11 protein-coding genes, 1 tRNA gene, 1 other RNA gene and 2 pseudogenes are annotated in these 13,194 nt (G+C 52.4%); 8 read left to right on the top strand and 7 right to left on the bottom strand.

Annotated elements, in window-relative coordinates; all coding sequences use genetic code 11:
- The 4 genes and pseudogenes from ELY33_RS13515 to ELY33_RS18140 all read right to left on the bottom strand — a co-directional run.
- Positions 1 to 408, bottom strand: a pseudogene (locus tag ELY33_RS13515) (choline-sulfatase); the annotation flags it as partial.
- Positions 402 to 650 (bottom strand): PDDEXK nuclease domain-containing protein, encoded by a 249-nt coding sequence (locus tag ELY33_RS18275; RefSeq protein WP_279629882.1) that lies wholly within the window; start codon positions 648 to 650, stop codon positions 402 to 404. The gene ELY33_RS18275 and the pseudogene ELY33_RS13515, both read right to left, overlap by 7 nt.
- A 24-nt stretch (positions 651 to 674) precedes the next feature.
- A pseudogene (locus ELY33_RS18270) lies at positions 675 to 1,004 on the bottom strand (DUF1016 N-terminal domain-containing protein); the annotation flags it as partial.
- Between the two features lie 118 nt (positions 1,005 to 1,122).
- Complete coding sequence (locus ELY33_RS18140; RefSeq protein ID WP_244208612.1) at positions 1,123 to 1,284, bottom strand: hypothetical protein; 162 nt, start codon at positions 1,282 to 1,284, stop codon at positions 1,123 to 1,125.
- Between the two features lie 68 nt (positions 1,285 to 1,352).
- Between ELY33_RS18140 and ELY33_RS18135 the strand changes: the two genes are divergently transcribed.
- Positions 1,353 to 1,646, top strand: a complete 294-nt coding sequence (locus ELY33_RS18135) for a hypothetical protein (RefSeq protein WP_244208611.1) — start codon at positions 1,353 to 1,355, stop codon at positions 1,644 to 1,646.
- Positions 1,647 to 1,739: 93 nt separating this feature from the next.
- On the opposite strand, the gene ffs is transcribed toward ELY33_RS18135, so the two are convergent.
- The 3 genes from ffs to ELY33_RS13490 all read right to left on the bottom strand — a co-directional run bounded on the left by ffs (position 1,740) and on the right by ELY33_RS13490 (position 2,992).
- Positions 1,740 to 1,836, bottom strand: an RNA gene (gene ffs / locus ELY33_RS13500) — signal recognition particle sRNA small type.
- 55 nt (positions 1,837 to 1,891) lie between these two features.
- Positions 1,892 to 1,968: transfer RNA gene (locus tag ELY33_RS13495), tRNA-Met, on the bottom strand.
- A gap of 91 nt (positions 1,969 to 2,059) precedes the next feature.
- The gene (locus ELY33_RS13490; RefSeq protein ID WP_126948435.1) at positions 2,060 to 2,992 is read right to left on the bottom strand and encodes a choline ABC transporter substrate-binding protein; all 933 of its coding nucleotides are present in this window, start codon (positions 2,990 to 2,992) and stop codon (positions 2,060 to 2,062) included.
- A 192-nt stretch (positions 2,993 to 3,184) separates the two neighbouring features.
- Between ELY33_RS13490 and betI the strand changes: the two genes are divergently transcribed.
- From betI to ELY33_RS13455, 7 genes are all read left to right on the top strand, one after another.
- Entirely contained in the window at positions 3,185 to 3,808 is a 624-nt protein-coding gene (betI, locus tag ELY33_RS13485; protein WP_208644248.1) for a transcriptional regulator BetI, read from the top strand.
- A 10-nt stretch (positions 3,809 to 3,818) separates the two neighbouring features.
- Entirely contained in the window at positions 3,819 to 5,288 is a 1,470-nt protein-coding gene (gene betB, locus ELY33_RS13480; RefSeq protein WP_126948434.1) for a betaine-aldehyde dehydrogenase, read from the top strand.
- 10 nt (positions 5,289 to 5,298) lie between these two features.
- Positions 5,299 to 6,975: a choline dehydrogenase gene (gene betA, locus ELY33_RS13475; protein ID WP_126948433.1), complete on the top strand. Its 1,677-nt coding sequence runs from the start codon at positions 5,299 to 5,301 to the stop codon at positions 6,973 to 6,975.
- 213 nt (positions 6,976 to 7,188) lie between these two features.
- Complete coding sequence (locus tag ELY33_RS13470; RefSeq protein WP_126948432.1) at positions 7,189 to 9,675, top strand: acyl-CoA dehydrogenase; 2,487 nt, start codon at positions 7,189 to 7,191, stop codon at positions 9,673 to 9,675.
- A 447-nt stretch (positions 9,676 to 10,122) separates the two neighbouring features.
- A complete protein-coding gene (locus ELY33_RS13465; RefSeq protein ID WP_126948431.1) occupies positions 10,123 to 11,220 on the top strand; it encodes an ABC transporter ATP-binding protein in 1,098 nt (365 codons plus the stop codon).
- Positions 11,213 to 12,310, top strand: a complete 1,098-nt coding sequence (locus tag ELY33_RS13460) for an ABC transporter ATP-binding protein (protein WP_126948430.1) — start codon at positions 11,213 to 11,215, stop codon at positions 12,308 to 12,310. The genes ELY33_RS13465 and ELY33_RS13460 overlap by 8 nt, the downstream gene beginning before the upstream one ends.
- Positions 12,307 to 13,194: a carbohydrate ABC transporter permease gene (locus ELY33_RS13455; protein WP_126948429.1), complete on the top strand. Its 888-nt coding sequence runs from the start codon at positions 12,307 to 12,309 to the stop codon at positions 13,192 to 13,194. Before ELY33_RS13460 ends, ELY33_RS13455 begins: the two co-directional genes overlap by 4 nt.

The raw sequence follows: 13,194 nt of genomic DNA, 5'->3' as shown, positions 1-13,194 counted from the left end.
CCCCCGGCTCTCCTCTTCAGACCATGCCAGCCAACTCTCGGTGATCTGGCGATCTCGCTCCCAGGGGGAGCCTTGAGCCGGTTCTAACGAAACGTTTTCGAGACCAGCGAAAACATTGCGATCGAATGCAGGACTCACTAGCGTCGCCGAGGAGAGCACCTTGAAGCGATAATCCTGAGCCTCCAAGGTTTCCATTAGCACCGGTGGCGTCTGGCTGGCGGTAAAAGCGTCCCAGTAAGTGACCGGCAGCCCGTAGAAAAGGCTGAAAACGCCAGCTTTAGTAGAGTTGCCCCCGCTGATATGCTCGCTCGCGTTAATCCAGCCCGGCTGGTTGGCATAACGAAAGAGGTTCGGCATTACCTCGGAATTCAGCATGTCGTGACGCAGCGTATCCAGCACAATTAGCATAACGTTGTCTGGGGAGGTCTCGACCAGGTTGTATTCGCTGACGCCCATGGGCGACCGATAAACGCAAAGCCCTTGCCTAATTCCAGTAGAAACTGGGTGATATGCTGAGTGAACTCGCGCTCCACGTCACACTTGTTATAAGGCGCGGTCAGGGAGATAACTTCGAAGGTGTAGGGGTCTTTTAGCGTTTGCTGAGCGAGATCCGATTGGGGAGCAGGCAGCGTGCGGGAAAAGTTGCTCACCGCTTTGCCGGTACGTTCATGCAGCCGCGACTTGAGTTGCAGGGCCAGCACGTCACGGCTCCAGCCATGTTCGAGGGTTTGGGAAAGGTAGAAGTCGGCTTCGTTTAGGTCAGCGCATTTGCTGAAAATCTGAATGTTATGCCCCCACGGGGTTTGAGCCAGCAAACCAGCGCGTTCGGCATCCATATCGGCCCAGGGTGTGTCGGCCAATTTGGCAACAGCCTGTTGCCAAATTGCAGGATCACAGTAAAACCGGAAGAAAGCTCGACAGTAGCGCAGGTTTTTGGGAGAAAACCGACCGACCTCTGGAAACGCGTGGCGTAGGCCGTTGCTGAAAGCATTAATAAAGCCACTGTCCCACTGTGCCTAGGTTCCACGTTCAACAATCTGTGCGCCCAGTTCGTAGTAGAGCGCGATAACCGGGTTTAAAAACGCCCGGCGATCTTGGAGAAGTCATTGGCTTTTGAAGCGGTCATTTCCCTAGCACCGCGTCTATATTCGTTTGAGAGGTAACCACAATCCAGGCACACGTTCCGCAAATGGTGCCGAGGTTTTCGGTGAGCGTTTGCAGGGTCAGCATTAAGCGCGTGTCACTACCAATGAACTGGCCGACTTCATCGACCATGAACACCATGCGCTGGCTTCGTTAAAGGCCTGCTTGAAGCTCTCATATACGCCGTGCTTTTCCAGGAGGCGTTCCATGTGGGCAATAATGTGCGGATAAGAGGAGATAAAGCGCTGATGTTCGTTAAAAACGCGCAAGAAGACGTTGAGAATGGGGTTGCCATCGTCGTTGGAGCTGGCCTTGCTGTCGATGTTGAACTGCACCACGTGGGCGGGTTCACGAGCGGCTTTGTCGATGTCAGCCCGGATGGAACTGTCTACTGCTCATCAAAAGGGTCGGCGGCATGCTTGGCTTGGCCGTTTTTGTCAGATAAAGCTAGCAAATTTGTAGAAGTTTTGACACGGGAGTTACGGAGCTTTCGCTGTACATGACATGACTCTATTTTGTAGCGTTACTACATTTCATTGAGTTGCTACGAAAAGTTTATGTCGCTGCGAACTGGAAAGGACAAGAAATGGAGGCGGCCCCAAAAGCCACATCCCGGCACACGCAGCCACCGCTACCGTTGCTCCCTTCCGGGCCTGGCGGGGTTTGCAGTTTAGCGTTGCGAGAGGACCTAAGGGGCCACCATAACGGCACATTCTGATATTTCTTGACGAGTGTGCTGATGCTGATGTGGTGGCTACGCCCTGATTTGAACAGGGGACCCCATCATTATGAGTGATGTGCTCTAACCAGCTGAGCTACGTAGCCTTTACCTCATCAACGGGTGCAGATTATGCCTACCTTAACTGTGAAAGGCAAGCCGAAAACGGCTTGCCTCTTTCGTGACGTGAATATGTACTTACAAGGCTGCTTGGACTGCCGGTAACGCTTCTTCTCCATTACGGGTAGTCACCCCTTCAAGCCACGCTTCTAACACATCGCCATTTTCACTAAGGTAACGGTTCGCAGCCTCTCGTGGGTCTACCCCATCATCCATAATGGCACTCATCAATTGGTTTTCCATTTTCAGAGTGAACGTCATATTTTTCAAGAGCTCACCTACATTTGGACACGCTTCAACAAACCCTGCCCGCGTATTGGTATGTACTGTTGCGCCACCCAAGTTGGGGCCAAAATAATCATCGGCATCAGATAAATAAGCTATATCAAAATTAGTGTTCATGGGATGCGGTTCCCAGCCCAAAAACACCATCCAATTTTCATTTGGCACCCTGGCACGAAGCTCTGCCAACATTCCTGCCTCGCTTGAATCGACCACTTGCCAATCACCTAGCCCATAGGCGTTATCATCAATCATCTGCTCAATCAGTTCATTACCATCATTGCCGGCTTCGATGCCGTGCAAACGCTGATCAAACTGATCAGCGTGCTCTGCCAGATCAGTAACAGAGGTCACGCCCGCGTCATAAACATATTGAGGTACTGCCAGGGTGTATTTCGCACCTTCAAGGTTAACCGCTAAACGCTCAATCTCGCCTCGTTCCACATAAGGGTCGCTAATGGAAGCCATCGACGGCATCCAGTTGCCTAAAAAAACATCAAAATCATTATTACGCATGCCCGCGTACGCAATCGGCACCGAGACAGTGTCGATACGTGTTTCATAGCCAAGCGCCTCTAATACTTCGCTAGCCAGTGCCGTCGTTGCGGTAATGTCGGTCCAGCCCACTTCTGCAAAGCGAACGCTGTTACATTCATCAGCATAGGCAGCCGCCGGTAAACAGGCTGTCAGTAAGAATGTGCTTAAGCTTCGTGTGTATGTTCGTTTCATGATGATTTTTCCCATTGTCGGTTTTATATGAACGCGCCCTATACGTAACTGGTCGTAGAGGCAGAATTACTTCGCACACCTTTATTGATTGAACGTTCAATAAAAAAATGCCATCATAACTAGGGAATCATGCCTGCTCCTGGTTTTCAAGGTCAGGGGCAAATGGGCATTCAACGTCAGTAGGAGATAGCTGTGCCTAAGGTGGGAATGGAACCGATACGCCGCCAGCAGTTAATTAAGGCTACCATGGCGGCCATTGACGAAGTTGGCTTAGCAGAAGCTACGGTCATGCGAATTGCCCGTCATGCGGGTGTTTCAGCCGGTATTATCAGCCACTATTTTGGCGGTAAGGATGGCCTGCTAGAAGCGACTATGAGACAAATTTTGACCGATCTTAGTCATGCTGTGGCAGCACGCCGTCATGCACTAGAAGACGACTCTCCCCGCGCCCATATCGGTGCCATCATCGAAGGTAACTTTGACCGTACCCAGGTGACCGACCCCGCCGCTAAAACGTGGCTCGCCTTTTGGGCTAGCAGCATGCACAAGCCCGCTCTTCAGCGGCTTCAAAATGTCAACGACCGCCGTTTGTACGCCAATTTATGCCATCAATTCAAGCGAGTAATGCCTCGCGCAGATGCTCGCAATGCCGCCCGCGGGCTTGCGGCGATGATTGATGGGCTATGGCTGCGTGGTGCGCTAACGCCTGATGGGCTCGACGCTCCCGAAGCGCGACATCTTGCGCACACCTATCTCGATCAACTGCTTATTCATTATGGATGCCAGCAATTCGCATCCACTGCAGAAACTCTTTAAGGAGACCAACATGGCCGCTCAAGATATTCAGCCACTTTATATTGATGGTCGCCCGGTAGACGCCACCTCTGGCGAAACATTTACCGTTTCAAACCCCTACAACGGCAATCTGCTGGCCACGATTGGCCAGGCAAGCAAAGCCGATGTTGACAGCGCTGTAAAAGCTGCTCAACGCGGGCAACGTGAATGGGCTGCGATGACAGGCATGGAACGCTCACGCATTTTACTACGCGCTGTTGCGCTACTGAGAGAGCGAAATGATGAACTTGCCGAGTTGGAAACTCACAACACGGGCAAGCCTATTAGTGAAACCGCCAGCGTCGACATTGTGACCGGTGCCGATGCCTTGGAATATTACGCAGGCCTCGCCCCCGCTATCGAAGGCCGCCAAATTCCTCTGCGTGATAGCTCCTTTGTATATACCCGCCGCGAACCACTCGGCGTCATTGGCGCGATTGGTGCTTGGAACTACCCTATCCAAATCGCCTGTTGGAAAGCCGCTCCTGCGCTGGCCGCCGGTAACGCAATTGTCTTCAAGCCTAGCGAAGTTACGCCGCTGACCGCCATTAAATTAGCCGAAGTGTTCACTGAAGCTGGCCTACCTAACGGTGTCTTCAATGTCGTTCAAGGTGATGGTCACGTTGGTGCCATGCTGACTGAGCACGAAGGTATCGCCAAAGTCTCGTTTACTGGTGAAGTTGGGACTGGCAAAAAGGTCATGGCCGCTGCAGGTAGCTCTACACTGAAAGACGTCACCATGGAACTTGGCGGCAAATCGCCGCTTATCGTGTTCGCTGACGCTGATTTAGATCGTGCTGCTGACGCCGCCATGATGGCTAACTTCTACTCAAGTGGCCAAATCTGCACCAACGGCACTCGCGTGTTTATTGAACGCAGCGTCAAAGAAGCTTTTGAAGCCAAACTAGTGGAGCGCGTTAAACGCATTCACGCTGGCGACCCGATGGACCCCAGCGTCAACTTCGGCCCATTAGTAAGTTTTGAACATCAGCAAAAAGTGCTTTCCTACATTGCCCTGGGCAAAGAGCAAGGCGCGCGGGTATTGGTAGGCGGTGATGAGTGGAACACAGGCGACTGGGCGAATGGTGCCTGGGCAGCGCCCACTATCTTCACTGATTGCAGCGACGATATGCGCATTGTTCAAGAGGAAATCTTTGGCCCGGTGATGTCGTTACTCGCCTTTGACGACGAAGACGAGGTTATTCGTCGGGCCAATGACACCAAATACGGCTTAGCGGCGGGTGTGTTCAGCGAAAGCTTAAACCGCGCTCATCGGGTTATTCACCAGTTGGAAGCCGGCATTTGCTGGGTCAACACCTGGGGCGAATCACCCTCCGAAATGCCGGTAGGTGGTTACAAAGAGTCAGGCATTGGCCGCGAGAACGGCGTTGAAACGCTTAATCACTATACCCAGACCAAGTCCATTCAGATCGAAATGGGTCCGTTTGAGTCAGTGTTTTAAGGAGGCCCTAATGTCCGAACCACGTGAGTTTGATTATATTATTATCGGTGCAGGCTCGGCGGGCAATGTGCTGGCTACCCGCCTGACCGAAGACAGTGACGTCAGCGTGTTACTACTCGAAGCAGGCGGCCCCGATTACCGTTTCGATTTTCGCACTCAAATGCCCGCTGCACTGGCCTTCCCGCTCCAAGGTAAACGCTACAACTGGGCATTTGAAACCGACCCTGAGCCGCACATGGATGGCCGCCGTATGGAGTGTGGTCGAGGCAAAGGCTTGGGCGGTTCTTCGCTAATCAACGGCATGTGCTATATCCGCGGTAATGCCTTGGATTACGATAACTGGGCCAAGCAGCCCGGTTTGGAAGAATGGGATTACCTCAGCTGCTTGCCCTATTTCAAAAAGTGCGAAACCCGTGATATTGGTCCCAATGATTATCACGGCGGCGACGGGCCGGTCAGCGTTACCACGCCTAAAACGGGCAATAACCCGCTTTACCGCACCTTTATCGAAGCGGGCAAACAGGCTGGCTACCCGGAAACGGACGATGTAAACGGCTACCAGCAAGAGGGCTTTGGCCCCATGGACCGTTTCGTTACCCCTAAGGGACGCCGTGCGTCAACGGCACGTGGCTACCTGGATACCGCCAAACAACGTAGCAACCTAACCATCGAAACCCACGCAGTCACTGATGTGATTGAATTTGATGGTAAGCGCGCCGTCGGCGTTCGTTACGAGCAAAAAGGCCAATCACAAATGGCCCGCGCCCGCCGCGAAGTACTGTTGTGTGGCGGCGCCATTGCCTCACCACAGATTCTCCAACGCTCAGGCGTCGGCAACTCAGAATGGCTTAAAGAATTAGGCATTTCAGTGGTTCATGAGCTGCCCGGTGTGGGTGAAAATCTTCAAGACCACCTTGAAATGTACATTCAATACGAATGCAAAGAACCGATTTCGCTGTATCCCGCGTTGAAATGGTATAACCAACCTAAGATTGGCGCTGAGTGGCTATTTAAAGGCACCGGGGTTGGTGCCAGCAACCAGTTTGAATCCTGCGGCTTTATTCGCAGCCGTGATGAGGAAGCGTGGCCGAACCTGCAGTATCACTTTCTGCCCATTGCCATCAGCTACAATGGCAAAAGTGTGGTTCAGGCTCATGGCTTCCAGGCTCACGTCGGCTCGATGCGCTCGGAAAGCCGCGGACGTATTCGTCTGACATCTAAAGATCCGCACGCGGCACCCAGTATTTTGTTTAACTACATGGCCAAAGAGAAAGATTGGCAGGAGTTCCGCGACGCGATTCGCCTAACCCGCAATATTATCGCGCAGCCTGCGTTTGAGAAATACCGTGGTCGTGAAATCGCACCCGGCCCCGGCGTGCAAAGTGACCAGGAGCTCGATAGCTTCGTCAAACACCACGCCGAGACTGCCTACCACCCTTGTGGAAGCTGCCGCATGGGCGAAGATGACATGGCAGTTACCGACGGCCAGGGACGAGTACACGGACTTGAAGGGCTACGCGTGGTCGATGCATCGCTGTTTCCCATCATTCCAACCGGCAACTTGAATGCCCCAACCATTATGTTGGCGGAGAAAATTGCTGATTGGATACGTGGCCGCGAGCCACTGCCCCGCGCTCATGTTGATTACTATGTTGCTCATGGCACAGCTGCCAGGCAGGCCTCGTAACAGCGCAACACCTCGGTAACACCCATTTACTAACCAAATAATGTCAACGCTATGGCTGGCTACCATAGCGTTTTTTTATGACTAATTACGCTACAGTAAAGGGTATAGAGCGAACGTATAAGCGTGAAATGCTTGCACTAAGGCAGGTGACTCTGACAATATTCAAACATACGTTTAAATGTTTCATGATTAACCACCCATGGAGAACCCCTCATGCTCACCTTACTACTCATCGTGCTTGCCGTTGTAGGCTTGCTCGTGGTGATGCGCCGCGAAGCAGGCGCTACGCCTGCACTCGCCTTGCTTGGCGTATTGGGCTTGGTAGGCTTAGTGTTAGACGCGCCTGTTATTGGCGTAGTGTTATTGATAGCAGCCGCAGCCGTTGCGATTGCTGGTTTACCGGCATTACGCAGCAAGTGGCTGACGCCGCGCATTTTCGCCACTTTTAAAAAGGTAGCGCCAAAGGTCTCAGACACAGAACGCACGGCGCTAGAAGCGGGCACTGTTTCCTGGGATGGAGAGTTGTTCTCTGGCAAACCTCAATGGGAATCGTTGCTTAACTACAAAGACGACGGCCTTAGAGAGGCAGAGCAAGCATTCTTAGATATCCAGTGTGCAAAAGCCGCTGGCATGTGTAACGCCTGGGATATCGCTCAAGAGCGCGCTGACCTACCTCAACAACTTTGGGATTATCTAAAAAAAGAAGGCTTCTTCGGCATGATTATTCCGAAGGAGTACGGCGGTTTGGGGTTCTCAGCTAAAGCGCAATCCATGGTACTGCAGAAGCTTTCAGCTAATGAGACGCTGATGGTCACCGTTGGCGTACCGAATTCACTCGGCCCAGGCGAGTTGCTACTCAAATACGGCACTCAAGAACAGAAAGACCACTACTTGCCACGCCTTTCTGATGGCCGCGAAATCCCTTGCTTTGGCCTGACCGGCCCACGCGCTGGCTCTGATGCCACATCGTTACCGGACACAGGCGTTGTCTGCAAACAAGTCGTCAACGGCGAAGAAGTTCTCGGGTTACGACTTAATTTCGAAAAGCGCTGGATCACCCTAGCTCCCATCGCCACTGTGGTGGGTCTAGCCTTCCGTCTTTTTGATCCAGAAAAATTGCTGGGTGACGAAGAAGACCGCGGCATCACCCTTGCATTAATCCCACGCGATACTCAAGGTATGGACATCGGCCGCCGTCACCACCCAATCGGCAGCCCGTTTATGAACGGCCCGATTAAAGGCAACGACATGTTTGTTCCGCTGGATACCATTATTGGTGGCCCAGACATGATTGGCCAAGGCTGGCGCATGCTGGTGGAATGTCTCTCGATTGGACGCTGCATTACCCTACCTTCTGGCGCAACCGGCACTGCCCGCTACGCACTGGGCTGGAGCGGTGGTTTCACCCGTGTTCGTCGTCAGTTCAACGTCCCCGTGGCGGAAATGGAAGGCGTACAGGAGCCGCTAGCACGGATGGCCTCACTGGCCTATATTTCTGCAGCTACGGTTTATCAAACCGCTAACCTGATTGACCACGGCGAAAAACCCGCCGTTCCTTCAGCAATTTTGAAAAGCCAATTGACCGAGTTCCAGCGCGTGCTGCTTAGCGATGCAATGGATGTTCACGGCGGTAAAGCGGTTACCCTTGGCCCACGCAACTACCTAGGCATTGGCTACAGTGCCAACCCGGTAGCCATCACCGTGGAAGGCGCCAACATTATGACCCGCAACTTGATGATCTTCGGTCAAGGTGCGATTCGCTGCCACCCCTATGTGCTAGACGAACTAGCTGCCAAAGACGCCAACGACGTTAACGCTTTTGACAAAGCCTTTTTTAGCCATGCTGGGCTGATTTTTGGCAACGCTGCTCGCGCCTTTACGCTTGGGTTTGGCCTGGGCAAAGCAAGTGTGCCTTTTAGTGGCCCCGCCGCTACTTATGCCCAGGACATTGCACGCCTTTCTGCAGGCTTTGGCTTATGCGCCGATGCCGCGATGGCAAGCCTCGGCTCCACACTGAAAAAGCGTGAAATGCTTTCAGCGCGCCTGGGAGATGTGTTGTCCAACCTCTACCTGGCCTCGATGGTGCTCAAACAGTGGCACACCGGCAATAAAGTAGAAGGCGAAGAAGCGCTGCTGCATTACAGCCTGCAATTCTTGCTTAACCGTGCCGAGCAGGCGTTCGTGGAAATTTTCGACAATCTGCCAAACCGTGCGTTGGGCAAGGTGTTGAAAGTCGTGGTGATGCCGACTGGTCGTCGTTGGAATAAACCGCATGACGACTTGGCGCGCGATATTGCCCAGCGTGTATCTACGCATAGTGCCCTGCGCAGCAAGCTGCTTTCCAATACTTGGGATAAAGATGATGGCGCAGAGTCTAACCCGCTCGCTCGCTACAACGCGCTGCTGGTTGATTATGATCGTGCCGAAGCCCTCTATCGCACAGTGAATAAAGCGTATGCCAAAGGTGAACTGCCACAAACGGCTCTACACCCTGAAGCACGCGTTGAGGCCGCGCTGGAAAAAGGACTTATCAACGAGGACGACGCACAGTTTATGCGTACTTTCGAGGCAGAAGTGCTTGAAATGCTGACAGTGGATGACTTCGCCTATGACGCGTTTGCCAATGACAAATCGACATTGATTAATCACAACGCAGCACCTGTGGCAACACCGCAGCAAGAAGAAACCAGCGTTAAATAGCCCCATCCTGCTTGAACTAGCAACGCTAACCGGCCTCTTTAGGCCGGTTTTTTTGTAGCAATGTTTTCAAAAACGAAAAAAACGAACATTCGTTCATTTTACTCAGCGGCAGTAAACGCACAGCGTTAAGACGCTTAACCCAAGGGAGCGGCAGGCAAGCAGCACTTTTGCCTGCAAGAGCCTTTGACGGCATATGCCATAAAGTGAACACAAACAGCAATAAAAGTCGTTGCAAGTTCGCAAATGATCAACTAGCCTTTCGTTATTGAAAACAAGTGAATAAAAAACATTGGATGGTCGGCTGTTACTAAATTGCAAATAGCCAGGGCTAACTTCCTACATAAGCGAGTATCGCTTCACTTTTATCAATCGCGATCAACGCAAGACCTATATCGACAACATCTATCGACAACATCTACCAATAACAATGACGTTAGCGAGATCGGCATGTCCTTACAACTGCAGAATATCGACCATATCGTCGGCGGTGAACCCCATATTAGTGGGATAAATCTTGAGCTTGAGCCGGGTTCCTTCAATGTACTACTGGGGAGAACTTTAGCAGGTAAAACAACGCTCATGAGGTTAATGGCAGGCCTTGAACCGCCTACCCGTGGGCGTATCAAGATGGATGGCAAAGACGTGACTGGGATGTCCGTACGCAAACGCAACGTCTCCATGGTCTACCAACAGTTCATTAATTACCCAAGCCTAAGCGTTTACAACAACATAGCGTCACCTCTCAAGCTAGCCAAGGCGTCCAAGCAGGAAATCGACAAGCGCGTACGCGAAACCGCCGCCATGCTGGGGATTGACCACTTGCTGGATCGCCTACCACTGGAACTTTCCGGCGGTCAGCAGCAACGTACCGCCATGGGCCGCGCGCTGGTTAAGGATGCTGATTTGATCCTGTTTGATGAACCGCTGGTCAACCTTGACTACAAACTGCGTGAGGCGCTGCGAGATGAACTTCGCGAGCTGTTCAAGGCGCGTAACTGCATTGCCGTTTATGCCACCACTGAGCCTAACGAAGCGCTAGCGCTAGGGGGCAACACCGCGGTACTGCATGAAGGCAAGCTGCTGCAGTATGGCCCTACCGAGCAGATTTATCGTGAGCCTAACGGCATCCTGAGTGCCGAGATGTTTTCAGAACCACCTATCAATATTGTGCCAGGGCATCTTACTGACAATGAAATCACCTTTGACCAGGATATCCATTTCCCCTGCGATGTGGCTCTACGCAACCTACCTGCAGGAGCATACCGCTTTGGTGTTCGTGCCTCTCATGTCAGCCTACAGCCGAATGCAGCAGATGATCTGGAACTCGAGGTTGAAGTAGAAGTGGCTGAAATCAGCGGTTCGGAAACTTTCCTCCACGTGCGGCACAGCTTATTTCCTCTGGTGCTCCATTTGCTGGGTATTCATACGCCCAAAGTCAATCAGCGCCTCAAGGTCTACTTCCCTACCCATAAGCTGTTTGTCTTCGACCAGCAGGGTTCTATTGTTCATACGCCAGAAACACGGGGAGGGATTCAGCATGGCTGAGATCGTACTGAAGGCTCTCGCGCATACTTACAGCGCTAATCCGCAATCACCTGAAGATTACGCGATTCGACAGATGGAACACGTGTGGCACCAGGGTGGCGCCTATGCCTTACTGGGGCCATCGGGGTGTGGCAAGTCTACCTTGCTAAACATTATTTCCGGGCTGCTCGAACCATCCGAAGGGGACGTGCTGTTTGATGGCCAGCGCGTCAACGAACTACCGCCAGAAGAACGCAATATCGCTCAGGTTTTTCAGTTCCCGGTGATCTACGACACCATGACCGTGTTTGATAACCTCGCTTTTCCGTTGCGTAACATCAACATTCCAGGTCACCGCATCACGCCAAAGGTAGAGGAGGTTGCGGAGATTCTGGAGTTGACCCCGCTGCTCAAGCGCAAAGCCAAAGGGCTGACCGCCGATGAAAAGCAGAAGGTTTCTATGGGACGCGGCTTGGTACGCGATGATGTCTCGGCAATTCTGTTTGACGAGCCATTAACGGTTATCGACCCTCAGCTCAAGTGGAAGTTACGCCGCAAGCTGAAGGAGATTCACCAGCGCTTCAATATCACTATGATTTACGTCACCCATGACCAGCTGGAAGCGTCAACGTTTGCCGACAAAATCGCTGTGATGTATGAAGGCCAAGTGGTTCAGTTCGGCACTCCCCAAGAGCTGTTTGAAACACCCGCCCATACGTTTGTTGGCTACTTTATCGGCAGCCCCGGCATGAACTTTCTGGATGTTCACTACCACGCGGGTGAGGTCATCTTTGCTGATATACCACTCACTATGCCGCAAACCTTTGTTGACGCCATTGCCAACTCTAAACGCTCAAATATAAAAATTGGCATTCGCCCCGAATTTGTAAACGTGCATGCCAGCCAACGTGAAGGCGCCCTGCCCGCTCGTAAGCGGCAAGTGCAGGATCTAGGCACCTATTCAATCGTTACCTTTGAGCTGGGTGGCCAAACGTTCAAGGCGCGTTTGCCGGAAGGTCACCCTGAATTCGGAGACGATATCTATCTCACCTTCGACCACGATCAGTTAGGGCTGTTTGTCGACGAATACCGGGTGGAGGTTACCTCATGAATAATAAAGTCTATAACAACCGTGCCTGGCTATTAGTCCTACCCATGCTGGTACTTGTGGCGTTTTCCGCCATCATCCCGTTGATGACGGTGGTTAACTACTCTGTACAGGACGTGCTAGGCCCCAACGCCAGCTTTTTTACTGGCACCGAGTGGTTTCGTACCATGCTCAACGACTCGGCGCTACAGGCTGCGTTTGGTCGGCAGATTTTGTTTTCATTGATCATTCTGGCTATCCAGATTCCGCTGGGGATAGGAATAGCACTGATTATGCCAAAACAGGGCTGGCAGGCGTCTGCCGTACTAATCCTGATTACCCTACCCCTGCTCATTCCTTGGAACGTCGTTGGCAGTATCTGGCAAATCTTTACCCGTGGCGATATCGGATTGATGGGCTGGGGGCTGCGCGAGCTAGGCATTAATTACAATATTACCCGTAATGCCGGTGACGCCTGGGCAACCATTATCTTAATGGATGTATGGCACTGGACACCGCTCGTCGCCATGCTCTGCTATAGCGGGCTGCGTTCAATCCCTGAAGCCTATTACCAAGCGGCAAGGATCGACCGTGCCTCTAAATGGGCAGTGTTTCGCTATATTCAGCTACCGAAGCTAACCAACGTTCTGGTCATCGCTGTACTGCTGCGCTTCATGCACTCCTTCATGATCTACGCCGAGCCCTTTGTGTTAACCGGCGGAGGACCAGGCAGTTCGACCACATTCCTGACTCAATCGCTTGCCACCATGGCCATTGGCCAACAGGATCTGGGGCCTTCTGCCGCCTTCTCGATCATTTACTTCCTCGTCATTCTGCTAGTCAGTTGGGTGTTCTACACCACCATCATGCATCTACAGAAAGACAAGAATTCACAGGGAGGCGCGTGA

The organism is Vreelandella andesensis (assembly GCF_003989795.1).
GTDB classification, from domain to species: Bacteria; Pseudomonadota; Gammaproteobacteria; order Pseudomonadales; family Halomonadaceae; genus Vreelandella; species Vreelandella andesensis.
Note: the sequence above shows the minus strand (reverse complement) of the source record. Positions and strands in the feature narration are given on the sequence as shown.

Excerpts from the sequence above, each read along its gene's own strand:
- ELY33_RS18140 (WP_244208612.1), bottom strand. The coding sequence starts at position 1,284 with ATGGTGTTCATGGTCGATGAAGTCGGCCAGTTCATTGGTAGTGACACG.
- ELY33_RS13490 (WP_126948435.1), bottom strand. The coding sequence starts at position 2,992 with ATGAAACGAACATACACACGAAGCTTAAGCACATTCTTACTGACAGCC.
- betB (WP_126948434.1), top strand. The coding sequence starts at position 3,819 with ATGGCCGCTCAAGATATTCAGCCACTTTATATTGATGGTCGCCCGGTA.
- betA (WP_126948433.1), top strand. The coding sequence starts at position 5,299 with ATGTCCGAACCACGTGAGTTTGATTATATTATTATCGGTGCAGGCTCG.
- ELY33_RS13470 (WP_126948432.1), top strand. The coding sequence starts at position 7,189 with ATGCTCACCTTACTACTCATCGTGCTTGCCGTTGTAGGCTTGCTCGTG.
- ELY33_RS13465 (WP_126948431.1), top strand. The coding sequence starts at position 10,123 with ATGTCCTTACAACTGCAGAATATCGACCATATCGTCGGCGGTGAACCC.
- ELY33_RS13460 (WP_126948430.1), top strand. The coding sequence starts at position 11,213 with ATGGCTGAGATCGTACTGAAGGCTCTCGCGCATACTTACAGCGCTAAT.
- ELY33_RS13455 (WP_126948429.1), top strand. The coding sequence starts at position 12,307 with ATGAATAATAAAGTCTATAACAACCGTGCCTGGCTATTAGTCCTACCC.